This is a genomic window from Rouxiella sp. S1S-2, assembly GCF_009208105.1.
Classification (GTDB): Bacteria; Pseudomonadota; Gammaproteobacteria; order Enterobacterales; family Enterobacteriaceae; genus Rouxiella.
Window position 1 is genome coordinate 1 of the sequence record NZ_WFKL01000002.1, and the last position, 22,382, is coordinate 22,382.

General features: G+C 48.1%; 21 protein-coding genes and 3 pseudogenes. 16 read left to right on the forward strand and 8 right to left on the reverse strand.

The genetic code is table 11. From position 1 onward, the window contains the following. Positions 1 to 639: aspartate/glutamate racemase family protein (locus GA565_RS23705; protein WP_152201732.1), on the reverse strand; the 639-nt coding region annotated here is incomplete at its 3' end. A gap of 325 nt (positions 640 to 964) precedes the next feature. Between GA565_RS23705 and GA565_RS23710 the strand changes: the two genes are divergently transcribed. Further along, complete coding sequence (locus GA565_RS23710) at positions 965 to 2,206, forward strand: alpha-hydroxy acid oxidase (RefSeq protein ID WP_226951058.1); 1,242 nt, start codon at positions 965 to 967, stop codon at positions 2,204 to 2,206. After that, positions 2,196 to 2,897 (forward strand): substrate-binding domain-containing protein, encoded by a 702-nt coding sequence (locus GA565_RS23715; protein ID WP_152201735.1) that lies wholly within the window; start codon positions 2,196 to 2,198, stop codon positions 2,895 to 2,897. Before GA565_RS23710 ends, GA565_RS23715 begins: the two co-directional genes overlap by 11 nt. Here the strand turns inward: GA565_RS23715 and GA565_RS23720 are convergent. After that, positions 2,894 to 3,928 carry a LacI family DNA-binding transcriptional regulator gene (locus tag GA565_RS23720; protein ID WP_152201737.1) on the reverse strand — a complete coding sequence of 345 codons (1,035 nt, stop codon included), beginning with the start codon at positions 3,926 to 3,928 and terminating at the stop codon, positions 2,894 to 2,896. The genes GA565_RS23715 and GA565_RS23720 overlap by 4 nt on opposite strands. A gap of 331 nt (positions 3,929 to 4,259) precedes the next feature. Between GA565_RS23720 and GA565_RS23725 the strand changes: the two genes are divergently transcribed. The 7 genes from GA565_RS23725 to GA565_RS23755 all read left to right on the forward strand — a co-directional run bounded on the left by GA565_RS23725 (position 4,260) and on the right by GA565_RS23755 (position 11,904). Next, on the forward strand, positions 4,260 to 5,582 hold the full coding sequence (locus GA565_RS23725) for an MFS transporter (RefSeq protein ID WP_152201739.1): 1,323 nt from the start codon (positions 4,260 to 4,262) through the stop codon (positions 5,580 to 5,582). 32 nt (positions 5,583 to 5,614) lie between these two features. Further along, entirely contained in the window at positions 5,615 to 6,253 is a 639-nt protein-coding gene (locus GA565_RS23730) for an aldolase (RefSeq protein WP_152201741.1), read from the forward strand. Positions 6,254 to 6,291: 38 nt separating this feature from the next. After that, positions 6,292 to 7,443, forward strand: coding sequence for a beta-propeller fold lactonase family protein (locus GA565_RS23735; protein WP_152201742.1), 1,152 nt, complete (start codon positions 6,292 to 6,294; stop codon positions 7,441 to 7,443). A gap of 39 nt (positions 7,444 to 7,482) precedes the next feature. Beyond that, on the forward strand, positions 7,483 to 8,199 hold the full coding sequence (locus tag GA565_RS23740) for a hypothetical protein (protein ID WP_226951059.1): 717 nt from the start codon (positions 7,483 to 7,485) through the stop codon (positions 8,197 to 8,199). Between the two features lie 168 nt (positions 8,200 to 8,367). Next, positions 8,368 to 9,747 carry a cytochrome c gene (locus GA565_RS23745; protein WP_152201984.1) on the forward strand — a complete coding sequence of 460 codons (1,380 nt, stop codon included), beginning with the start codon at positions 8,368 to 8,370 and terminating at the stop codon, positions 9,745 to 9,747. Continuing rightward, positions 9,731 to 10,267, forward strand: a complete 537-nt coding sequence (locus GA565_RS23750) for a sugar dehydrogenase complex small subunit (protein ID WP_152201744.1) — start codon at positions 9,731 to 9,733, stop codon at positions 10,265 to 10,267. Before GA565_RS23745 ends, GA565_RS23750 begins: the two co-directional genes overlap by 17 nt. Continuing rightward, a complete protein-coding gene (locus GA565_RS23755; RefSeq protein WP_152201746.1) occupies positions 10,264 to 11,904 on the forward strand; it encodes a GMC family oxidoreductase in 1,641 nt (546 codons plus the stop codon). Before GA565_RS23750 ends, GA565_RS23755 begins: the two co-directional genes overlap by 4 nt. 100 nt (positions 11,905 to 12,004) lie before the next feature. On the opposite strand, the gene GA565_RS23760 is transcribed toward GA565_RS23755, so the two are convergent. The 3 genes from GA565_RS23760 to GA565_RS23770 are packed head-to-tail and all read right to left on the reverse strand — an operon-like array spanning position 12,005 to position 15,528. Next, positions 12,005 to 13,354 carry a c-type cytochrome gene (locus tag GA565_RS23760; protein WP_152201747.1) on the reverse strand — a complete coding sequence of 450 codons (1,350 nt, stop codon included), beginning with the start codon at positions 13,352 to 13,354 and terminating at the stop codon, positions 12,005 to 12,007. 11 nt (positions 13,355 to 13,365) lie between these two features. After that, on the reverse strand, positions 13,366 to 14,970 hold the full coding sequence (locus GA565_RS23765; RefSeq protein WP_152201749.1) for a GMC family oxidoreductase: 1,605 nt from the start codon (positions 14,968 to 14,970) through the stop codon (positions 13,366 to 13,368). Positions 14,971 to 15,024: 54 nt separating this feature from the next. Then, positions 15,025 to 15,528: a sugar dehydrogenase complex small subunit gene (locus tag GA565_RS23770; RefSeq protein ID WP_152201751.1), complete on the reverse strand. Its 504-nt coding sequence runs from the start codon at positions 15,526 to 15,528 to the stop codon at positions 15,025 to 15,027. A 586-nt stretch (positions 15,529 to 16,114) separates the two neighbouring features. Between GA565_RS23770 and GA565_RS23775 the strand changes: the two are divergent. After that, a pseudogene (locus tag GA565_RS23775) lies at positions 16,115 to 16,397 on the forward strand (IS110 family transposase); the annotation flags it as partial. Positions 16,398 to 16,632: 235 nt separating this feature from the next. After that, entirely contained in the window at positions 16,633 to 17,100 is a 468-nt protein-coding gene (locus tag GA565_RS23780) for a DUF1203 domain-containing protein (RefSeq protein ID WP_152201752.1), read from the forward strand. A 332-nt stretch (positions 17,101 to 17,432) separates the two neighbouring features. Here the strand turns inward: GA565_RS23780 and GA565_RS23785 are convergent, their stop codons facing one another. Beyond that, positions 17,433 to 17,999 carry a TetR/AcrR family transcriptional regulator gene (locus tag GA565_RS23785; RefSeq protein ID WP_055778428.1) on the reverse strand — a complete coding sequence of 189 codons (567 nt, stop codon included), beginning with the start codon at positions 17,997 to 17,999 and terminating at the stop codon, positions 17,433 to 17,435. 99 nt (positions 18,000 to 18,098) lie between these two features. On the opposite strand from GA565_RS23785, the gene GA565_RS23790 reads away from it, so the two are divergent. Beyond that, positions 18,099 to 18,632, forward strand: a complete 534-nt coding sequence (locus tag GA565_RS23790; RefSeq protein WP_152201754.1) for a dihydrofolate reductase family protein — start codon at positions 18,099 to 18,101, stop codon at positions 18,630 to 18,632. Positions 18,633 to 18,988: 356 nt separating this feature from the next. Here the strand turns inward: GA565_RS23790 and GA565_RS23795 are convergent. Further along, positions 18,989 to 19,195 (reverse strand): annotated as a pseudogene (locus GA565_RS23795) (hypothetical protein); the annotation flags it as partial. Between the two features lie 141 nt (positions 19,196 to 19,336). Here GA565_RS23795 and GA565_RS23800 point away from each other — a divergent pair. The 3 genes from GA565_RS23800 (at position 19,337) to GA565_RS23810 (ending at position 21,288) form a co-directional block, all read left to right on the forward strand. Next, positions 19,337 to 19,735 (forward strand): cupin domain-containing protein, encoded by a 399-nt coding sequence (locus GA565_RS23800; RefSeq protein ID WP_152201755.1) that lies wholly within the window; start codon positions 19,337 to 19,339, stop codon positions 19,733 to 19,735. A 205-nt stretch (positions 19,736 to 19,940) separates the two neighbouring features. Continuing rightward, positions 19,941 to 20,867 (forward strand): SDR family oxidoreductase, encoded by a 927-nt coding sequence (locus tag GA565_RS23805; RefSeq protein ID WP_152201757.1) that lies wholly within the window; start codon positions 19,941 to 19,943, stop codon positions 20,865 to 20,867. 142 nt (positions 20,868 to 21,009) lie between these two features. Next, a complete protein-coding gene (locus tag GA565_RS23810) occupies positions 21,010 to 21,288 on the forward strand; it encodes a hypothetical protein (RefSeq protein ID WP_226951061.1) in 279 nt (92 codons plus the stop codon). Here GA565_RS23810 and GA565_RS23815 read toward each other — a convergent pair. Next, a pseudogene (locus tag GA565_RS23815) lies at positions 21,285 to 21,851 on the reverse strand (LysR family transcriptional regulator); the annotation flags it as partial. The gene GA565_RS23810 and the pseudogene GA565_RS23815 overlap by 4 nt on opposite strands. Before the next feature lie 101 nt (positions 21,852 to 21,952). On the opposite strand from GA565_RS23815, the gene GA565_RS23820 reads away from it, so the two are divergent. Next, the gene (locus GA565_RS23820; RefSeq protein WP_152201759.1) at positions 21,953 to 22,357 is read left to right on the forward strand and encodes a carboxymuconolactone decarboxylase family protein; all 405 of its coding nucleotides are present in this window, start codon (positions 21,953 to 21,955) and stop codon (positions 22,355 to 22,357) included. The last annotated feature ends 25 nt before the right edge of the window (positions 22,358 to 22,382 follow it).

A 22,382-nucleotide genomic window follows, 5' to 3' on the forward strand; every position in this document is an offset into this window, starting at 1 on the left:
CTTGAGACGTTTTACTGCGGCATGTGGAGCCGTGAGCACAGGAATGGAAACGTGTTCGCGTACGCTGGCTGCTGCACGGGACGTTGAAAAGTGGGCCAACATGATGACGTCGCAGTGGGACAATTCCTGAGCCCGAGCCGCAACGAGGCGGTTGTGGCTTTCCGCATCGCCTTTACGCAATAAATCAATGGCATCCGCCACCAAAATGGTCTCAAGAGTGGCGTCAGAACCCTGCTCTGACACATAGTCATCAAACTCTTGCGTCATGGTGTCAATCGATGGGCCAAAGGTCGCGAGCATACCAATTTTGTTCCCCTGCGCTATCGCCTCATGAAACATGGCTTCGTTGGGTTTCAAAACAGGAATGGGGAGGCTCTCGGCAAGTTTATCTATCGCTGGGCCAAACGCCGAACAGGTCACTAAAATCCCTTGGGCAGCCATGTCATAACCGTAGTGCCCGAAGCGAACAAAACGATCAATCATGGTGCTTGAAAGTTCATCCTCGCGAGCGCGATCAATGGATAGACCGTCATCGAGCAGGTTAACGAGCTCTGCTTCGGGCCAGATTTCACTAAATGCTGTATGGATCGGTGCCATTGCTACCGGTGTAGCATGGAGAAGAACAATGCGATGTGTCATATAACGGTTCCTTCAGAATTAAGCGATGCCACCTTACGAGTTCGGTCTTAATCTCTCAGGTAAGCCTACCTAATAATGTAAGGGCTTACAAATGGTTCTGTAAAGTGACTTGCGTCACACAAAAAAGTTATAATTTTGTTAGTGTGATATTGAAATGGAAGGCACGCATCGTCAGTATTGTAAGCGCTTTCAAATTTATGTCTTTTCAGAACGGCACGTTACGCGCTGATATCTCAGACGACCTTTTAATAAGTAATGATTGTGAGAACATATAATGACATCTTCTGCCAATGAATCCTCAATCCACACAGGGGTAAACGGCGCTATGACCTCAACAGGAAGCCTTGCTAATTCAGCGCCAGTGACAAGCAAAATCCCCCGTAAATTTAGTGATTTGCTCGCACTACAAGACTTCGAGCGCCACGCACGTCGTCGGTTGCCCAATATGATTTATCAGTATGTCGCCGGCGGGGTTGAAACCGGACGCGGGATACAGGGAAATTATGAAGCCTATCAGCAATACGCTTTTGTACCCCGCATGTTCGTCGATGTATCGGGACGCAGTCAGAGTGTTGAACTGTTTGGGCACACTTACAGCCACCCCTTTGGCGTTGCCCCGTTAGGGGGGGCTTCCTTTGTCTCTTATCGTGCAGATATATCGCTGGCTAAAGCGGCTCGTGCCATGAATACCCCAATGATCCTTAGCGCTTCATCACTTATCCGCCTCGAAGATGTGTATGAGGCCAATCCCGACGCTTGGTTCCAGGCTTATCTGGCAGGCGACCAGCCTCGTATCGATCGGTTGGTAGAACGTGTGGCTAATGCGGGATTCAAGACACTGGTGGTAACGGGTGACACCCCTATGCTGGGCAACCGCGAGCATAATACTCGCAGTGGTTTCAGCATGCCTATCAAGTTAACCCCGAAAGTGTGTTTGCAAAGTGCCCTTAGCCCACGCTGGCTGTTTGGAACCGTGGCGCAGACCTTCCTGCGCCACGGTGCACCGCATTTCGAAAATACCGATGCCGAACGTGGGCCACCAATGATGTCAAGCAAAGTGCGCAATACTCAGGCGCGTGACAAGCTGAACTGGAAACATGTCGATGCTATTCGCAAGCTGTGGAAGGGAAATCTGGTGGTGAAAGGACTGATGTCACCCGATGACGCCTTTATCGCCCGCGATTTGGGCGTAGATGCCGTTATCTTGTCTAACCATGGCGGACGTCAACTCGACTATACCGTCCCGCCTTTGCATACCCTGCCCGAAATTGCAGCTAAAAAGGGCAGCATGAAAGTCATCATCGACAGTGGTATTCGACGCGGAACCGATGTGATGAAAGCGATGGCTCTTGGTGCAGACTTTACTTTCCTGGGGCGCCCCTTCCTTTACGGTGCGGTTATTGGCGGCCAGGCTGGCGTAGAACATGCGATGCATATTCTGCGCGATGAAATAGACAGGGATTTGGCATTAATTGGTGTTCGATCACCGTCAGAACTGCACGGCGGTTTGCTTCGTCGTGCACCCTATTATGGTCAGGGATCACAAGGTGAAAACTATGGTAAATAACAATCTTATCCAGGTATTTAGCGCGCTCGCCGTCCGTGCACCCTTCGTCGGTCTCGAGGCACAATGGGCAAAACAGTATCCTGATACCTTGCTGGAAATCGAATGGAATCCCACTACCGTCATTGAAAAAAAAATTGCCGAGGGTGAAACGGCAGATGTCGTCATTCTTACCGTGCCAGCGATGGCCAAACTGGTCGAGTTGGACTTGGTGAGCGCCTCCAGCATCATCAATCTTGTTGATTCCCAGATTGGACTTGCCATGCTGCCAGAGGCTGAGGCACCGGATATTTCCAGCACTGAGGCGCTTAAAAATGCGCTGGTCTCCGCCCGCTCAGTGGCTTACTCATTGGGGGGCGCAAGCGGTATTTATCTTCAACAACTCATGAAATCACTGGGTATTGAGGAGGCGGTCAACTCACGCGCATCAACGATCCCGGAAGGATTTACGGCGACAAAACTGATTGACGGTTCTGCAGACATTGCCGTTCAGCAAATAAGCGAACTGCTTACCGTCGAAGGCGTAAAAGTGATAGGTTCACTGCCGCAAGATGTCCAGAAAGTCACATCATTCCAGGCAGGGATTTTCCGTCACGCTAAAAATCCTGACGCAGCGTTGACCCTGCTTGAGTATCTGCGGTCAGAACCGGCTAAAAAAGCCTATGAGAGTTTTGGCCTGCGCTTTATTCCTTAACGACCCTGTCGTGGTGCTGAGCCTGTGCTACTTCGCACAATAAGCTCGGGCTCGAGCACCCACTGTTGCTTGACCGTTTCTCCATTGAGCGTCGCCAGAAGGTATTCAGCGGCGTCCAGTCCTATTTGATCAAGCTCTACTCGCATTGTCGTCAGGGGATGCTCAAGGTGCTCTGCATATTCATAATCATTAAATCCGGCAATGGAGATATCGTTTGGAATACGCATATAGCGCTCACTGGCGGCGCGCATCGCACCAAAGGCCAGCATATCATTCCCGCAAATCACCGCCGTAGGAGGCTCTGGGCCATCCAACAGGGTAAACAGCCCCTTACGCGCATCGTTAATACTGAAAGCACATTCAATAAGATTGGACTCTGGCAGAGATAATCCTGCGTTGTTCAAAACCTCACGTATGCCACGAAGGCGGTCATAAACACGATCGTTTGTCGGGGGTGTACCCGCAATCATGCCAAATTTTTTGTGTCCGAGCGACAGCAGATGCTCAGTCACCCGCTGTGCGGCTTTCACGCTGTCATAACCAATGCTGGGATGTTGCGTGTCGATAGAAAACGTTTGAATACAAGGGATTTTGTGTTGCTCGATTCTTTCCCACAACCGTTGATGGTGGGTATGCCCCACGAGCAGTAACGCGTCTATTCCGTACTCCACCAGTTTGTTAACCTCACGAAATTCGATATCAGGATCAAACTCCGAGTTTGCCAGCAGTAGCGTATAGCCTGACTTGTGGATCTGGTGCTGAAAAGCTGCCAACGTGCGTGAAAATGTCTCTGTAGCCAGCGTCGGGACCACGGCGCCAATCGTCATGCTACGGCGAGAGGCCAGCGTTCGGGCAGCTCGGTTAATCACATAGCCCAGCTCTTCACAAGCACGCTCAACGGCTTCGCGGCGCGATTGACGGACCGTGGTACTGCCGTTTAGCACTCGTGAAACGGTCGCGGTAGAAACGCCAGAAAGTTTCGCGACATCCTCTAATGAGGCTCTTCCCTGAGGGGAGGTCTTATCTTGCATTGCCATATTCCCTATAAATTAGTGACGCCGCCCACAAAAATGAAAGACATTCCCCTCACCTTTTTGAAAGCGCTTACTTTTGGCTTGACTGCGTTTTGTAATCGCTTACTTTTAACATCACGTTATCAGATTTGGTTTCATAAGTTCACCAAATAATAACAGAGCTGTCCCAGAGAAGGCCACTCTTAGGACTGCTTGGCTGATAAATCCAACGCAGAATTTCTGGCTAAGAATGTACGAGTCACTGCCCCACACGGCAGCTTGCTCAACGGTGATACGGGCCAGAAAATCATAAATTATTAATATAATTAAGATAATAAAGGAATTCACCATGCGTAGATACCCTCGGATCCGCTGGATGATGATCGTGTTTTGCTTCTTCGCCATCGCCATAAATTACATCGACCGCGTCAATCTTGCGATCGCCGCACCGCATATCAAAAAAGATCTCGGGTTGGACGATGCCACCATGGGATTAATCCTCGGGGCATTTTTCTGGACTTATGCCTTGATGCAAATCCCGGCCGGTCGTCTGCTTGACCGTTTAGGTGCACGTACTGGTTTAGCCGTTGCTGTCGGGTGGTGGTCACTGTTCACCGTATTTACCGCATTTGGTAAAGGCTTCACCTCTATTTTTATCTCTCGTTTACTGCTCGGTATCGGTGAAGCGGGCGGTAATCCGGGTTCCGCGAAAGTTATCTCCAACTGGTTTCCAAAGAAACAACGAGGTACTGCCTCCGGGATATTTGATGCAGGCCCGCGTGCAGGAACAGCGATAGCTTTGCCGCTTGTTGCCTGGTTGATAAGCGTGTGGGACTGGGAGACATCATTTGTCGTGACGGGGGCGATCGGTTTGGTGTGGGTTGTGCTGTGGTTGGTATTTTATCGTGAACCTGAAGACATGAAGGGCATCGATGAACAGGAAAGACAGAATCTTCTGCAAGATCGTGGTCAAAGCCAACTCGTAGGCACTGAGAAAATAAAACTGTGCACGCTTTTTGGCTACCGGAATATCTGGGGCATGATGATCGGCTTCTTCTGCATGAACTTCGCCACCTACTTCTTTGTGACTTGGTTCCCTACCTACCTCACGATGTCACAGGGTTTTTCATTGAAAGAACTGGGTACCCTGGGGGCTATTCCTGCACTTATGGGCATCCCGGGCAGTTTGATTGGGGGTTATACCTCAGACTGGCTGTACCGCAAGGGGCTGAGTCTGACAGCCGCACGTAAAACCTGCCTGATTGCCGGCATGCTGCTCTCATCGGTTATTGCTCTGGCCGCATTTACCAGCAATATCACGATCATTCTTACTCTCTTCTCTCTAACTTACGCCGGTCTGGCGTTCACCGCAGCGAATATCTGGACCTTGCCAGCCGACGTAGCGCCAAGTCCAAACTATGTGGCGACTATCGGTGGAATACAGAGCTTCGCTGGCAATCTGGCGGGTATCGTCACGGCCTCATTTACCGGAATTATGGTGGGCCTAAGCAATGGTTCTTTCGTAATACCGCTGTGCGTAGCGGGTGGGATCTGTCTGCTTGGTGCACTTAACTTTATGTTTGTGCTTGGAAAAATAGAGCCATTAAACACGCCAAAGAATGAGTCTGGTTCAGATGAGACTACCTCACCTCAGCAGGCATCACTCTCCTGAATTAATGATTAACGATATTTAAAGGGCAAGGTATGAACAATGAAAATAGGCTCCGTGAAGAGATATGCTGGCTAGGCGCCAGCCTTTTTCAACGCGGATATACCGTCGGTTCTGCGGGAAATATTAGCGCCCGTCTTGATGATGGATGGTTAATCACCCCCACCGACGCCTGTTTGGGTCGGTTGGATCCTGCAAAAATTGCCAAGGTAAACAGTAAGGGTGAGTGGATATCCGGCGATAAACCCTCAAAAACGCTGCTCCTGCACCGTCAAATTTATGACCGAAATGCCTCAGTAAACGGCGTGGTGCATACCCATTCAACGAATTTGGTGAACCTGACATTACAAGGCGTGTGGAGCAGACCCAGCATCCTGCCCCCGCTGACGCCTTATCAGGTGATGAAAGTGGGGCGCATTCCGTTAATCGATTATGACCGCCCAGGCTCCGACGCCGTCGCAGCACAAATTGCAGAGTTAGCAAATCAAGTTAATGGCGTGATGCTTGAGAGACTGGGGCCCGTAATTTGGGGCAAAACAGTCTCTTCAGCCTGCTTTGCACTCGAAGAGTTAGAGGAGACGGCCAAACTGTGGATGCAATCTGACAAAAAGCCCTCCCCCCTCCCTGACAGTGCAGTGAGAGAGCTGAGTGAAGTATTTTCAATAAAGTGGTAACAGCTGAGTACCCTGCTTAAAGACACAAGGAGTTAACAATGAAGAAAAGCCTAGGTGCAATTGCACTGATGTCGATCATCACGGCGTCAGGTGCGGCTAACGCGCAAAGTTTTGTGTATGTGTCCAATGCCGTTAGCGGCACGGTAACAGGATATACACTCGACAAGGTTGCCATGAAGCTTGAGCCAATTGGCCGCTTCCCTGCCGGCGAGGGTGCCATGTCGTCGGTGGTTTCTGCGGATAAAAAAATGTTGTATGTCTCCATTCGCAGCAAACCCTATCACGTTGCCGCTTTTCACATCCTCAACGACGGTAAACTGGAGAAGGCAGGCGACACACCACTTCCTGACAGTATGGCCTATCTCTCGACCGATAAACGTGGCCATTTCCTGTTAAGTGCTTCATATGGCGGCGATCTGTTCTCAATTAATCGTATTGGTAAAAACGGTCTTGTTGAAACACCCCCTGTGCAAGTTGTGCATACAGGGAAACGTGCCCATGCGATTCAGGTTGACCCTTCAAACCACTATCTGTACGTCACCCTGTTGGGGGCAGATCAGATGCTGCAGTTCCATTTTGACCAGGACACCGGCAAGGTCACACCAAACAGTCCCTCATTTATAAATATCGAAACCGAAGCGGCAACGGGCCCACGCCACTTTGTTTTAGCGCCCAAGCTTGACGGTCAGGGCAAGCAAAATATGTACATTCTCACCGAGATGGCGGGAAATATTAAGCGTCTGACCATGAATACCAACGGAACCTTTACGCCACAGGAAGATATTGTCTCTGTTTCCCCTGATGACCAAAAATCGATGCAGCGTGGCGAAGCGCGCCCATTGACCGGGGACGACAACCTCCCGCCGACCTACAAACCCCGAATTTGGCAGGCCGATATACACATAACGCCTGATGGTAAGTTCCTCTACTCAACCGAACGCACTAACAGCACGCTCTCTTCCTTTTCGGTCGATCCGACTGATGGCCATTTAACGTATCTGCGAAGTATTAAAACCGAGAAACAGCCGCGTGGTTTTGCTATCGATAATTCGGGTCGTTTCCTTATCGAATCTGGCCAAAAATCAACGCAACTGTCCCTCTATGCCATTGATAAATCCAGTGGAAAACTGACTCAATTAGGGCAATACCCAACAGACAACGGTGCAAACTGGGTCTCGATTGTAGAGTAATCCCGCTATCACGGGTGATTAACAGAATAAGGTAATTAAATGAAATATAGACCTAAAAATTGTTCAATAGTCATGTTTTCGGGGCTGTTAACACTAGCGACTGCATTTTCGAGTGTTGCCGCCGAGAAAGAGAAAGTGGTGGCGACCAACCTTGAACCTGATCACCACGTCATTTTAGAGAATCAATATGTGACCGTGATGCGCGTGATGATCCCGCCAGGTCAGTCAACGATGTTCCACGAGCAGCATCTTGATTATGTGAATACTCATATTGATGGCAGCCCAGTGCAGGCAACCTACCCGAACAAGCCCGCAAAAAACTTCGAAATGAAATCCGGCAACGTGAAATTTGGCAATCATCAAGGCCATTCCGAGGTTGATAAAATCACCAATACCGGTACCACTCTCAACATGCAGATCGCCTTTGAAATCAAACAGCCAGGACCAATCGGCTTTGGCCTCTCCTCTCGTCCGGCTATACCCGCCTTCCAGCAGGTGCTGGATGCCAAGTCGGTAAAAGGATGGAAAGTGACCCTTCAACCCGGTGAAAGCACCCATCCCTATAGTCAAAAAGGGCCAGGCGTAAGAGTTTTCTTCAATGAGGGGCGCGTGCTTGAGGCCATACCCGGCCGACCCAATCGCACTAAAGAGTTGTGGGTACATAAAGGTGATGCGCTGCTAACCACCGCTGGCGAAGTTGAACTCATCAATGGTGGCGATACGCCAATCGTCTTTAACGACTACGAGTTGAAATAAGCCATAAATCCACGCGTTGTCAGTTGATTTTGACTCCTCGTTGTACGACCGAGGGCCTGAACCGTCAGGCTCTGTATTCAATCAGTAAATACACAATAAAAAAATATTAGCTTGGCTTTTTATTTTAGAAGGAGCAATGCCGTGAGAAGACATTATCTGTCTCTCGTGATGAGCACGCTTTTAGCGACCGGTTTTAGTGCGGTTGCGGCGGACAGTTCCAGTCCGCAAGAGCTCATTGCGAAAGGAGAGTATCTGGCTATCGCCGCAGACTGCGGCGCCTGCCATACTTCTCCTAAAGGGGGTGCCGCAATGTCAGGAGGATATGGAATTCAGTCCCCTCTAGGTACCATTTTCGCCAGCAATATCACGCCATCGAAAGTGGCAGGTATCGGAAATTATACTGAGCAGGATTTTGCCCGCGCCGTCAGGCAGGGTATTAACAAGCAGGGTCAATATCTCTATCCCGCAATGCCTTACACATCATATTCTCGCATCACCGACTCTGATATTCAGGCACTTTATGCCTATTTCATGCACGGCGTAGCCGCAGTTGATGTTAAGGCTCCTCAGACTCATCTCCCCTTCCCGTTTAATATTCGCAGTTCGATGGCGCTGTGGAATACCCTGTTTTCTAACAATAAACCGTTTATTGCTGAAGAGAGTGTCTCGCCACAGGTCAATCGTGGAAACTATTTGGTCAATGCGTTGGCACACTGCGATACCTGTCATACGCCACGTAATGCATTGATGGGACAGGATGACAGCAAGGCGCTTTCAGGCGGCAGTCTGGGCAGTTGGTACGCACCTAATATAACGCCTGATAAAACATCAGGCATTGGCAGTTGGTCGGGGGAGGATTTAGCACGGTACCTCAAAACGGGGCACCTTGCTGGTAAGGCGCAGGCAGCAGGACCGATGGCTGAAGCTGTAGAGCACAGCCTCCAACATCTTTCCTCTGCGGATATCGAGGCAATGGTCGCCTATTTAAAGCAGATCCCTGCCGTAAACACCGGTGGTTCTCAATCACGCGATAGCTATGGTGCTGCATCGAGTACCGAACAGCAGATGCGTGGCGACCAGGCCTCAGCCGAACCGGGTTGGGCAGTTTTCAGTGGGAGTTGTGCTAATTGTCATCAGGCAAACGGCGAGGGGACGTCCTATTACCCTTCTCTCTTCCACAACAGTGCAACCGGTGCAGATAACCCGACTAATCTGGTCTCAGCCATTCTCAACGGCGTACATCGCAATGTAAACGGCCAGCAGGTCGATATGCCGGTATTTGGTCCAGATGCGAATTTCTCGATGCAACTCACCGATCGGCAAATCGCTGACGTCAGCAACTATGTCCTGACAACCTTTGGCAACCCAAAGGTCAGCGTAACCGCCGCGCAGGTTCAACAAATTCGCGAGGGCGGTCCGAAACCACTACTGGCGCAACTGACCACGCCAGCGGTAATGATTGGCATTGCTGCCGTCGTCTTGCTGGCAGCGATTCTGCTCGGGGTGTGGGTAAGTAATAGAAGGAAAAAAAATGTCGCGAGAAAATAACCTTCCAGACTCGGTAAGCCGCCGCCGAATACTTCAGGGTATCGGTATTCTCTCATTGAGTGCGTTATCAGCCTCTTTATTTCCTGCGATCAAGGCACAGGCTCAAGAGATGAACGACAGTGGTTTTACTTCACTTTCCTCATTCTTGGTCAGTCGTCCCATTAACGCAATTTTGGCGCAGCGCTATTACCGCGCATTAGTCAAAAACGCTCCCGACTTTCCGACACGACTCGCCGAACTCAATCGTTATATTAACGATCATCATTTCGCGCATATGGATGATTTTGTTGCCAGTGTGAAGTCTGATGATGCGCGTTTTACAACGGCTAGCCATATCGTTGCAGCCTGGTACACCGGTGTCGTAGGAGAAGACGAAAATATGGCGTTAATCGCCTACGCAGACGCAATGATGTACCTGCCAACCAAAGGCATTCTTGTCATACCGACTTACGGATTGGGACCTGATACTTGGGGCAGCAAGCCCGTTATCCCACCTTCAGATAAAGGAAGCAATGTATGAGCAATAAACAAGTCGATGCTGACGTTATCATCATTGGTTCAGGGGTTATGGGTGGGTTAATCGCCTGCCAACTGGCGAAAGCAGGAAAATCGGTCATTATTCTTGAGGCCGGTCCCCGCGTTAAACGTGAGGATATCGTCGAACGTTTCCGTAATGCGCCAACGAAAATGTCACTGACCAACATGAAGTTACAGGGCGCGGGTTCTCCCTACCCTAATCCACCGCATATTCCTTCAACCTATGGGCCCTATTTACAGCAGATGGGACCCGTCAAATATCCAACAAAATATCTGCGCGTGGTTGGCGGCACGACCTGGCATTTTGGCTCAGCGTTGTGGCGAATGATCCCAAATGATTTCAAGCTTAAAAGCCTGTATGGACATGGTCGCGACTGGCCTTTTGGCTATGATGAAATCGAGCCGTGGTATGGACGTGCCGAACAGGAACTTGGGGTTTCCGGTATGGACGGGCAAGATGAAAGCGGTCAAGGTGGAAAGCCTTGGCCTCCACGCTCAACGCCTTTTCCAATGAAAGGGCTGACGCCGAGCTATATGTTTACCCGTCTTTCCGAACTGCTGCAAAAGGGGGATTTTCACCCGGTATATGAGCCAAATGGACGCGCAACACGGCCCTATGGCCAACGCCCAATCTGTGCCGGTAACAATAACTGCAATCCCGTTTGTCCGATCGGTGCAAAATATGATGGTACAGTCCATATCGACCAGGCTGAACGTCTTGGTGCGAAGCTGCTAGATAATTCAGTGGTTTACAAAATAGAAGCTGATGATAAAGGCAAAATCACCGGCGTAGGGTATAAAAAACCTGATGGTTCTGAACATCACCTTACCGCCAACTATTTTGTGTTGGCGGCATACGGTATTGAATCTCCGAAGCTACTGCTCATGTCAACAACCTCACGTTACCCTAACGGTATTGCTAACAGTTCCGATCAGGTTGGGCGCAATTTGATGGGTCATACAGGCATCAGCATGAACGTGATGATGAAAGAGGATGTCTGGCCAGGACAAGGACCGACCGAGCTATTGGTTTATCTTAACAACCGTGATGGCGAGCAGCGTAAGGATATACCCAGCTACAAAACCAAGGTGCGTAATACAGTCCCTACGGCCGATTTCGCGTCAACGCTGATAGCTAAAGGAGTATTGGGGTCCAAACTCGATGAGGAGTTGCAGCGTACTTCCGCTCGTTCACTCAACTTTGCCGTAGATATTGAAACCTTACCGCTGCCCGAGAATCGCATCGTACCGAGCAAAACCAAGACCGATGGTATTGGCCTGCCAGTGCCAGAGATTTATTACAGTGTTACCGATTATTGGCAAGCAGGTAAAGAAGCTGCGCTAAAGGATTTTGATAAGATTGCCACGTTGCTTAACGCCGATGTGCTGAAAATCGACACCAGTTATCAGGACAGGCAGCACATCATGGGCACGACGATTATGGGGGATGATCCGCAGAATTCGGTGGTCGATCGCAACTGTCAGACTCACGACCATCCCAATCTCTTTATTGCGGGAACATCGGTGATGCCCTCTGCATCCTGTATGAATCCTACTCTTACCGGTGCAGCCTTGAGTCTTCGCCTGGCCCATCATCTCTTAACGGTGGTTAATGTTTAACGTACCGAAGATAAAATAAAAGTCCTGGCCATTCGACCAGGACTTTTCCTCTGATTGATAGCTGCCTTATGGCAGCTATTCACCTTATTGAGCGACTTTTTTATCTGCGTTTTCTACGTGACCTTAAAATTATCCAGCCGAAAATGAGCACCAGCAAAGCCACAACAATCATGCCACCTTTGGCTATCGCGAGCAGCGGAGAGGGTTCACCTCCCTGACGCAGCGCTTTCACACGTTCCGGTGTGGTTTGAACCTTAGGATCGCCATAGGTCGTGAACAGATAGTTAACTAACGTTGCAACTTGCTTATCGTCGAGCTTGTCACTAAAGGCAGGCATAGCCTGTCCTTTCGACGGAATAAGACCTTCTAAAACGGCCATCACGGCGTTGTCTGCAACCGGACGCCTCAGCGCAGCGTTATTATAAAGTGCCGGAAGTCCATTGCCGCCTTGCCCTGAAGCCTGATGGCAAGTGGAGCAATGCGAGGCATAGAGCTTGGCCCCTTCTGGCGCTGTACCATTCATGATCGAGATGTCTGAAATTTCCGGTGCCGCAGCTGTCAGTTTTTCCGACGTCGCATTGATACTTTGTGCAGGTACACTCTGAATGTAAGTCGCAATAGCTTTTAAATCGGCAGGAGACAATTTGCTGAAGCTTTTATCAATGGCTTCAAGCATCGGCCCTCCAGCCTGAGAGCCATTATCAGCACGCCCTGTTGCCAGGTAGTCCACCAAATCCTGTTGTGTCCAACGGCCAATACCCGCATGCGGATCGGAAGTGATGTTCGGCGCAAACCAGGTTCCCAACGATGCACCCGCCAGTGACTTACCTGACTCTTCAGCCATCAGTGGATTTCTAGGTGTATGACAGGTTGAACAGTGTGCCAGCCCCTCTGCCAAATAGGCTCCACGGTTCCAAATATGCGATTGCGTGCTGTCTTCGACAAAGGGTTTTCCTCCGGCAAATATCAGGTTCCAGCCCGCCATCGATAAGCGAATATTAAACGGGAAAGGAAGCGCGGTTTCGGGTCCTTTGACGTCAACAGGCTGCACGTCTTGCATGAAGTAGGCATAAAGCGCCTTCATGTCTTCATCACTTATTTTGGAATAGGAGGTATAAGGCATAGCCGGATAGAGATTTGAACCGTCTTTGCGGATCCCTTTGCGTACCGCTTTGTCAAAATCTTCAAGCGTGTAATTGCCAATTCCAGCCGTTTTGGATGGGGTAATATTGGTTGAGAATATTTGTCCGATCGGCGTATTGATGGCCAAACCGCCGGCAAATGCTTTGCCGCCAGAATTGGTATGACAGGCACCACAGTCTCCGGCAAGGGCCAGATACTGACCTTTTGCAATCAAGGACTGACTATCACCTTGCTGCGCCAGCACGGGAAGACTCAATAACAATCCCGTTATCACTCCTGCGATCTTCAAAGAAAGCAACGTTTTCATAGTAACCCCCTTTAAATTTTACCGAGAATGGCATCGGCCGTGCGAAGGCCCAGTGCACAGGCAGTGAGTGTAGAGTTTGCGGTCGCAACCGTTGGCATGACACCTGTAGACACCATATAGAGGTTGTCATATTCCCAGGCTTTGCCCACGTGGTCAGTGACGGAGGTTTTTTCATCAAAGCCCATCGCTAAGGTGCCAGTAATGTGCTGATTGTTGCTGTAAACCCCGGGGGCGGAATAACGCACGTCTGTTGCACCTAACATTTTCGCAATATCGGCGTAGACGCTTAATGAATGTTGCATTCCTTTTTCCACATACTCATCGTAAGAGTAAGAAAATGAGGGGGTTGGCAGTCCGAGTGCATCTTTTTTACGTGAACTGAGCAGGGTCCTGTTGTTGGGGTCCGGTAACTGCTCTAACACATTTTTGATGCTCAGTTCGTGGGATGAACGAAAACGAATCGCCTGCTCAAGATCCTGCCCCGTCAGTCCTTCTTTAATGGCATTAGCGGTAACGCCGGCAACACGCGATGAGTTTGAAAAGTCTATGCGGAAGGCCGCAGATTCTGATCGGAAATCACCATCACGCAACTGCTGAATGGACGAAGGACTCATGGGGCCACGGCCGGGCCAAAGTGGTTCATCGACATAAAAAGTGGCGGAATTAGACGGGTGATCCATGAGATTGCGTCCAAGCTGATCGTAGTTATTACAAAGCCCATGCGGGTTTTTTTCATCAGCTGACAAGAACAGAATTTTTGGCGTTTCGATAGCATTTGCGGCCATAACGAACACTTCTGCCTCAACGCGGTGCGAGACTTTATTCCAGTCGTAGTAGTGCGCCGCGGTTATTTTTCCATGACCATCTTGTTCCAGCTTATAAACCACGGCCTGCGGGATTAATTTAACACCGGCTTTCTCCGCTGCATCTGCTGCAATTCCGCCGTGGTATTGAGCGTCAATCGGGCAAATAGGCATGCAGTTGTTGTTTCCACAGCACTGAGGGCGGCCATCATACGGCAGTGAGTTACGGCCCGTGGTGTTGGTCAGCAACTCATATTTAGGCGCAAGACGTTCTGTAACCCGCTGTTCGAGATACGATTTTGTTACAGGCGGAAGAGGGAAAGCTTCATTACGCGGAGAATATTTTGCCATCTCGGTAGGACCTGAAACGCCCCAAAGCAACTCGGCTTCGTAATAGTAAGGCTCGAGATCGGCGTAGCTAATAGGCCAATCGCGGCCCACCCCATACTGGGATTTAAGTCGAAAATCATTGGGAACCAAACGCCATGCCTGTGCGGCCCAGTGCCAACTGGTCCCCCCGACCACGCGGATATATTCGGGTTTGTAAGGGTGCGGCCCTGCCTGATCCAAGTATCCATTGTCTTCGGGTTTATAATCTGGGAAAGGGGCTATTTTAGAGTTTGGATAAGGTGCAATAAAATCGTCTTTACGCGCCGAGTGCCTAAAATTAGTCACAATATCATCGCGTTGAATTCTTGGACCAGCTTCAAGCATCAGCACCTGGCGCCCCGCCAAAGCCAGTTTACGTGCCGTTAGCGCCCCAACGACGCCAGAACCAATGACGAGGACATCGGTAGTAATAGTGTCAGACATTTTTGTCACTTCTTTTTAATATATCGAATTGAAAATGAAATGTAGACCGTTGGATTAGAACGGTTTTTTGGCCCAACTGCCGTAGGCGCCATAGGCATAACTTGGTGGTCTAAGGACGTCTGCAACTTCTTTATTGGCCAGCGCATCGACATAAGCCACGCAGACGGCGTTGTCTCCCGATCCAACGATGCCGAGATACCATCCAGTCAGGAGCAGCCCTGGCAGCCCCACTAAATCGGCAACCGCAGGATCGGCGCTCAGTCTGTTTTTCAAATCAGCCGCTTTGATGGAGTGTTCGTCGATGTAAGCGCGAAGGTGTGAAAGCTTGGTTGAAATAGTGCTGTCATACTTGGTTAACGCGGAATAAAGAGCGGTGCTGTAGTCTGCTGACAGCTTTTCACGACCAGTCAGAAATATTGAAATTGTTATAAAATCGTTACTTATAGCCGAAGAAGCATACGCGGGGAAAACTCCCGTCGGGATCAAGGTTGTGGCAGCAAGCACCCCCATCCCTTGCAATAGGCGTCTGCGCGTAAGACGGCCAGGTATATCAATCATTTGGCGTTCCTGAATTTGTTGTTTTACTGGAAATAATCTGGCCATAGATTGAGTTTTGCGTCCTGGGCAAGCATCAGAATCGCTATCTAATAACCATAGTCATTATATTGAATTAGCAAATGCTCGCCAATAACGTTAGGGGTATGATCTAAGGTGAGAGGGGTTGTTTAGGTTTTGTTTAATTAATGTGGGGGTGTTTTAATAATGTCATCTTAGTGTGAATTTAAAAATAAAAAATGTTAAATTACATTAAGTTACGGCATGACTTTTTAAGAAAAGTTGACGATGGTCACAAATATTATCGCTGTTTATGCTGTATAACAGCTTGGGAAAAGTTGTGTAACAACTAGTTTCTGCTGCCGGAATTTACCCTATTTTTGCGACTGGCACTAAGAAATGTGTGTTTTCTCGTTTGTACGTGATCAGAGGGCTGTCCATTAGTTCAACACCCTCCCTGCACTCCCTTAAAATCCTGCTCCATGATTTATAAACAGAATTCCGGCACCACAATTGCTGGTTTGGGTAGAGGAGGTATTGATGAAAAAGTCACGATGCAACAGACTGAAAAGTCTGTGCTGCTTGCTCAAGTGGCCAGAAATGCGAGGTTCTCTGGCGATGGCAATGTGCGAAGTTCGTCCACTGACATTTGTAGAATGGGCTGCCAAGGCAGTTAACTATCATACTGAGCCAACCTGTATTATCAGGGGCTGCGAGAAATAGGTAAATCTCATCAATTCGCCATCAGGGCTTTGGTGTTTAAATGGATAAGGATGATTTATCGCAGTTGGAAAAACAGGAACTGCTACTACGACGAGGCAAAATACCTTCTGGCCCTCAAAGAGCGACATTCGCCTTTGCTGGTAGCGTAAAAATCTTGTCGAATAGCTCAGGGCGTGAAGCGGACGTTGCAAATATCACGGTGTGTTATTTTTTGGGGAGCAGATCAGAGATGTTATTGAGGGTCTTGGCTGCCCACTTGCAACGTTCTTCCGTCCGAATGCGAACTATTACTGAATGAAAAAGCAAGATTCAGAGTTTCGCCTTAAATGTACTCGATTATATTAATCACTCGCCTATCTTTTCTTAATGATACCGAGGTTAACTGTGTCTTTTATTATCAGTGGATTAAATGGCAATAACTTCCAACATCTTTATGGCCTATCTGACGGTGAGCTCAAGGTATATGGTGCAGTCAGATTCAACGTGGATAAACACCCCTCCTACCCAGATAGAATTACACTTACAGATATTCCCGTAGGAGAGCATGCCATTTTGCTTAATCATACCTATTTAGACAGTCGTTCACCCTATCGAGGAATGCACGCAATTTTTATTTGGGAAGGTAAAATTGAGCCAAAAGTCTTGAAAGATGAAATCCCAGAGGTTATGCATAACCGAATCATATCCCTACGCGCATTTGATGAAAACGATATGATGATTGAGGGCGTTATTTCTTCGTCGGAAGACATAAAGAAAAAAATTTTAGAATTTTTTCAGATACCTGAGGTTAAGTTCATTCTCGCCCATAACGCAAAGCAAGGATGTTTTTCATGTCGCATAACCCGTGGTTAGTGAGCCGCCACTATTTTGGTAGTCATCCTGTCGCTGGCTAATCTGACCCGTTCCCTATCGATTAATAAATCATGATATTTACTGTTTTTTTACCTGAAAAAACAATTACGAACTTCCGCTTCTCGCTCAAAGCTGTCGGGTTCATTGTTAAATTTCTGTTATTCCCTGAAGGAGGTATGGACCTCGCCTGGTATTCATGCGGACAGTAACGCGACGAGGGTTTAAGGAAAATGCCGATAGAGATATAGGCGGAGCAACATGAGCAAGTTTGGAGATGGATTTCAGACCCTAGCGGAAACTGTAATATGTTGTGAAATCCGATACCCAAGGGGTTAGGTTCGTGAGGATCCCAATGCATTACAAATTAGTGCCAAAGGCCCATTCATCATTTCAGTTTTGACCATATTCTCGTCATGGCAACAACTGATAGAGAACGCGAAACCGTGTAAATAATCTGCCAGCAAATCCAGGCCGTCTTTTTCGGTTTTTATGGGTAGAGCTAAAGGAGAAACAATAATTTTATACCGTTCAGTAAATATTTGTGCTGGGCCGTGTGATGTCATGCTCAGCATAGTTTGTAATAGTCCGCTGTACTCGCGTAATATTTCGATATAACTGACACATAAGTGCTTTAACTCGGTTTGCCAGTCCGCACGTTCTTGAGGCCGATAGATTCCCACCACAAGTGATGTAGTTAGTGCCTCTAACAACGAATTCTTGTTTTTGAAGTAGTGATAGATCGCCATGGGATCCACGTTTAATTGCGTTGCTAATGAACGGATGCTGGGGATTTTCCCCTTCTCTTTCATCAAACATTTAGCTGTTTCTAGAATCCCATCAGCACTTAACTGTGTCAACTTTCCAACGGGTCGTCCGCGTTTTTTTTCATTGACATCCATCTGATATCCCCAATAAAATCAATTTAATTCTACAGTGTAGAATTAACTATACACCCTATTACTGCTTGACTCAACCACGACTAAATTGATGAGGTATTTATGGCAAACATCGTATTCATTGCAACCAGTCTGGATGGTTATATTGCAGATAAACAAGGGAAGCTCGACTGGCTATATTCGATACAAAATCCAGATAATACCGATACTGGTTTCTTCGCTTTGATGGAGCGAATTGACGGGTTGGTGATGGGTCGTAATACCCTTGAGGTTGTACTGAGTTTTAACTGTGATTGGCCTTATACAAAGCCAGTGTTTGTGTTGAGCAATACCATGACGAAAGTGCCGCAAGGCTATGAGGAAAAAGTATTTTTAGTCAAAGGTGAATTAAAAGATATTATCGCGGAACTGAATGCTAAGGGTTTTAATGATCTCTACATCGACGGTGGTGCAACAATTCAAAGCTTCCTCAATGAAGATCTAATCGATCAAATGATTATCACTCGCTTTCCCATCTTACTTGGTGGAGGCATACCTTTGTTTAGTGAACTAAAAAAGCCATTGAACTTCAAAGTGACTAAAAATGAAATAGTACTTGAGACCTTGGTTAAAACCACTTACGTACGAGAGAAATAATCTCTATTTTTGTTACTATAAATGATGTTTATAACTAACTCGAGGCCGTTTTTTAACACTGAAAATGACCGGTTCCCTGTTAATTTTTTAATTTTGAAACCCGGCTCCCACAGCGGAACGCCATGTTGTAAATCAGCATACTGACCGCTCACGTATCATGAATTATTTCCATTGGCCGGTGATAAACCCTATAACCTTAATTACACCTGAAAACCGAAAATTAATCATATGAGCATCTCAGAACCATAGAAATTGGGAAACTTAAGAGGATTTATAACTTTTGCATGCAAAAATTTGTCGTTCTGCAAAAAATACTCCGCAGTGAGCCCTCAATATATTTAAGGCTCACTGCGTTTTTATATTTGAGGCAGTTTACCTAAAATTTTGTCCAGCGTTATGGGAAAGTTTCGAATACATACGCCTGTAGCATTATAAATTGCATTGGCAATCGCGACTGCTACACCCGTTATCCCAAGTTCACTGACACCTTTTGCCTTCATGGGTGAAGAAAAAGGGTCAGCTTTATCAAGAAAAATCACATCCTGATGAGGAATGTCAGCATGTTACCCTGTTGGCCACTTTTCAGTACGATGCAGGGGTTTATGAATATTCCTCATAGGTACATTTCGATTATTGCATCTAATCGCCGGGCCATGAGTTTGCTAGAGTTATTTCACGCCAGACAAACTGAATGGGTACATAGAATGTTGGAAATTATTGCTAGCGGCTCAGTGCCTTCAAACAAAGGACCTGAACAGTATTTTACTGGGACAGTCAGAATTGATGCGCCTTTCAATGGGACGGAATCTTCGCGGATCGGCGGCGCAACGGTGACGTTTGAACCGGGTGCACGCACTGCATGGCACACGCATCCTCTCGGTCAAACACTGATCGTGACCCACGGACAAGGCTGGATACAGTGTGAAGGTGAAGAAACCGTGGTGATGAATCAGGGTGACATCATTTTCATTCCTGAAGGCGTGAGACACTGGCATGGCGCCACTCCTGATAATGCCATGACGCATATTGCGATAGCCGAATCTCTCAATGGAAGCCCGGTAGAATGGCTGGAAAAAGTGACCGATGAACAGTATAAAAAATAGCGGATGAAGTGTATCGCTGGAGATTTTATATTATTTGTTCCAGTAAAAATTTAAAGGTCCCTTTCAACATCCGCACTCATAAGATCTGGTATTTTAAAAAATACTGACAAGACTGTTATGTTTCAGTCATCTTCATGACAGCGTGGAACCATCAATATTCATATCCTCTTTTCTTGCGAGTTCAGGTCTTTCTAAAAAGAGAAATATGAATATTTTCATTTTAAATTTACTGATGCTCATTCTGGCAGGGCAGTCACTGATTTTCAGCACTGCTTCTGCAGCCACATCAATTCAACTGAACTGCACAACGTGTGATAGCCGATCCGAATATGAGCGCAATGTAAAAGAGGATAACACTTTGGACAGAAATAAAACGGTTGTACTTGTGGTCGGTGCCAGTGGCAGCATTGGGCAACCCGCTGTTGCTCAGGCCTACAGCAAGGGGTACGAGACCCGCGCGCTTGTAAGAAACCCGAATCAATCCAGCCTTTTTCCCAATGGCGTTAAGGTGATGGTCGGAGACTTAACACGTCCAGAAACGCTCCATGATGCTGTTGCTGGGGTAACTGGCATAATTTTCACTCATGGGAGTGGTGGAAACAATCCTCAGGCAGCCGAGCAGGTAGATTATGGCGCAGTTCGTAATATCCTTAGCGTGCTTGAGTCGCCAGCAAGGATAGCGCTGATGACTGCCGTCGGTGTCACAAAACCCACCGTTGGGCATGACTGGAAACGTCGTGGAGAACGTCTGGTTCGCGCCAGTGGCCTTCCCTACACCATTGTGAGACCCGGCTGGTTTGACTATAACGACAGAGACCAGCACCATCTTGTTTTACGACAGGGTGATACTCATTGGGCGGGCGCGCCGTCCGATGGTGTGATATCCCGCCGGCAGATTGCACAGGTGCTAGTCGCCTCACTGACGTCACCATCGGCAAACCATAAAACCTTTGAGTTAGTCGCCGAAAAGGGGCCGGCTCAAACCGATCTCGATCCACTCTTTTCTGCGCTGCCAGCCGATCCTGCACTTGAGGTTGATGCGATTGACGATCGGGATAATTTACCCCTGTCCGGGGAACCTCAATCGGTTATCAAGGATCTGAATACCCTTCGTGGTCATTTTAAAAATTAGTCCGCGGCCCGTATCTCTTTCCCTCTCAGGGCAATAAATCATTGCCCTCATATCTGATAATTATTTTCTGTGGGTTCCGGCCTCACGGTGAGGAACGCTGTTGCTATGGCAGCATCCATATTAAAACCCGACAACGCGATGCGTGAGGAAAAATGGGGGCTTTCTCAGAAATCTGATCCGCACTAAGCCCGTTGAAGGCAACGCATTACTCTGGTCATGGCTTTATATTTTTTCACTGTTTCTGGCTTATTTCGTGCTAAGGCCGATTCGTGAAGAGCTGGGCGTGGCTGGCGGAGTAAAAAACCTTCCCTGGCTGTTTACCGGAACGCTGATTGCGATGACCGTCATTAATCCCTTGTTTGCCTGGAGTGTAAAGCGCTGGGCAAGGGAGACATTCATTGCCATCAGCTATCGTTTTTGATGTTGACTCAATTCTTCCGGCGTCATGGGTTTTCCTGCCCTTTCTATGTATGCAGGAGACGCGCACACGATAGAACGATATGCCGCCAGCGGGCGGGCAACCAGCGTATTTACATGCTCGAGTTCGCCGACCTTAATCATGACATCGAAACCTTCTTCTGCCATGTCCATCGATTTATCGCTGAGCACCAAATCCATCGTTACATCAGGCCATGTCGTAAGAAATTGAGCTGTAACCGGCGAAAGCGCATGGACGCCAAAAGAGACAGGGCAACCTACTCTCAGTTTTCCACGTGGATTCTTGTGTAGAGCAAATGCCAGTGACTCGCAATCTTCGATATCAGCTAAAATCCGTTGGCAATTTTGGTAATACTCGTGACCAAAATCGGTAAGGCTTTGGCGACGCGTTGTGCGATTAAGTAGGCGAACGCCGAGATGTTCCTCCAACGCTTTTATAAACAGTCCGACCATCGTCCCGCTGAGCCGTAGCTCTTCGGCAACCGCGCTAAAACTTCCCCTTTCCACCACGCGGACAAACACCGCCATACTTTCCAGTTTATTCACGATTATCAATCCAGACTTGTTAAAGATGAAAATATACCGCTGTTTATCAAACTTTGTCAGCGAGTTTTAATGGACCTTCACTTAACAGGGGAACGCTAAAAATGATTACAAATCCGGAACTACGCGAGCGGGGAATGAGATTGTTTAACGAATTGTACGGTAATGGTGCGGGAGAAGAACTGCGAAAGGACATGGCAGATCTGTGCCCCGATTTTACTGATATATCAATCGAATGGGCTATGGGAGGCATACTTGCACGCCCTGGGCTGGACGCCAGAACGCGAGAGCTGGTTGTGATTGCTTCTTGTGTCACACTGGGCCATACGGTCCCGCAATTGCGGGCGCATACACAGGCAGCGCTAAATGCAGGCGCAAGCCGCGAAGAAATTATCGAGGCTGTCTTGCAGCTACTATTTTATGCCGGAGGCGCGGCGGTGCGCAATGCGCTGGTTAATATACGCGATATTTTAAATGCGCCTTTGAAAAGCCAAGAGGAGATTTCCTGACAGGATTTTAGCATTACATAACTTG

What these genes read in the sequence shown, in the direction of transcription:
- GA565_RS23710 (WP_226951058.1), top strand. Translation starts at nt 965, where the DNA reads ATGACCTCAACAGGAAGCCTTGCTAATTCAGCGCCAGTGACAAGCAAA.
- GA565_RS23715 (WP_152201735.1), top strand. Translation starts at nt 2,196, where the DNA reads ATGGTAAATAACAATCTTATCCAGGTATTTAGCGCGCTCGCCGTCCGT.
- GA565_RS23720 (WP_152201737.1), bottom strand. Translation starts at nt 3,928, where the DNA reads ATGCAAGATAAGACCTCCCCTCAGGGAAGAGCCTCATTAGAGGATGTC.
- GA565_RS23725 (WP_152201739.1), top strand. Translation starts at nt 4,260, where the DNA reads ATGCGTAGATACCCTCGGATCCGCTGGATGATGATCGTGTTTTGCTTC.
- GA565_RS23730 (WP_152201741.1), top strand. Translation starts at nt 5,615, where the DNA reads ATGAACAATGAAAATAGGCTCCGTGAAGAGATATGCTGGCTAGGCGCC.
- GA565_RS23735 (WP_152201742.1), top strand. Translation starts at nt 6,292, where the DNA reads ATGAAGAAAAGCCTAGGTGCAATTGCACTGATGTCGATCATCACGGCG.
- GA565_RS23740 (WP_226951059.1), top strand. Translation starts at nt 7,483, where the DNA reads ATGAAATATAGACCTAAAAATTGTTCAATAGTCATGTTTTCGGGGCTG.
- GA565_RS23745 (WP_152201984.1), top strand. Translation starts at nt 8,368, where the DNA reads ATGAGCACGCTTTTAGCGACCGGTTTTAGTGCGGTTGCGGCGGACAGT.
- GA565_RS23750 (WP_152201744.1), top strand. Translation starts at nt 9,731, where the DNA reads ATGTCGCGAGAAAATAACCTTCCAGACTCGGTAAGCCGCCGCCGAATA.
- GA565_RS23755 (WP_152201746.1), top strand. Translation starts at nt 10,264, where the DNA reads ATGAGCAATAAACAAGTCGATGCTGACGTTATCATCATTGGTTCAGGG.
- GA565_RS23760 (WP_152201747.1), bottom strand. Translation starts at nt 13,354, where the DNA reads ATGAAAACGTTGCTTTCTTTGAAGATCGCAGGAGTGATAACGGGATTG.
- GA565_RS23765 (WP_152201749.1), bottom strand. Translation starts at nt 14,970, where the DNA reads ATGTCTGACACTATTACTACCGATGTCCTCGTCATTGGTTCTGGCGTC.
- GA565_RS23770 (WP_152201751.1), bottom strand. Translation starts at nt 15,528, where the DNA reads ATGATTGATATACCTGGCCGTCTTACGCGCAGACGCCTATTGCAAGGG.
- GA565_RS23785 (WP_055778428.1), bottom strand. Translation starts at nt 17,999, where the DNA reads ATGGATGTCAATGAAAAAAAACGCGGACGACCCGTTGGAAAGTTGACA.
- GA565_RS23790 (WP_152201754.1), top strand. Translation starts at nt 18,099, where the DNA reads ATGGCAAACATCGTATTCATTGCAACCAGTCTGGATGGTTATATTGCA.
- GA565_RS23800 (WP_152201755.1), top strand. Translation starts at nt 19,337, where the DNA reads ATGTTGGAAATTATTGCTAGCGGCTCAGTGCCTTCAAACAAAGGACCT.
- GA565_RS23805 (WP_152201757.1), top strand. Translation starts at nt 19,941, where the DNA reads ATGAATATTTTCATTTTAAATTTACTGATGCTCATTCTGGCAGGGCAG.
- GA565_RS23820 (WP_152201759.1), top strand. Translation starts at nt 21,953, where the DNA reads ATGATTACAAATCCGGAACTACGCGAGCGGGGAATGAGATTGTTTAAC.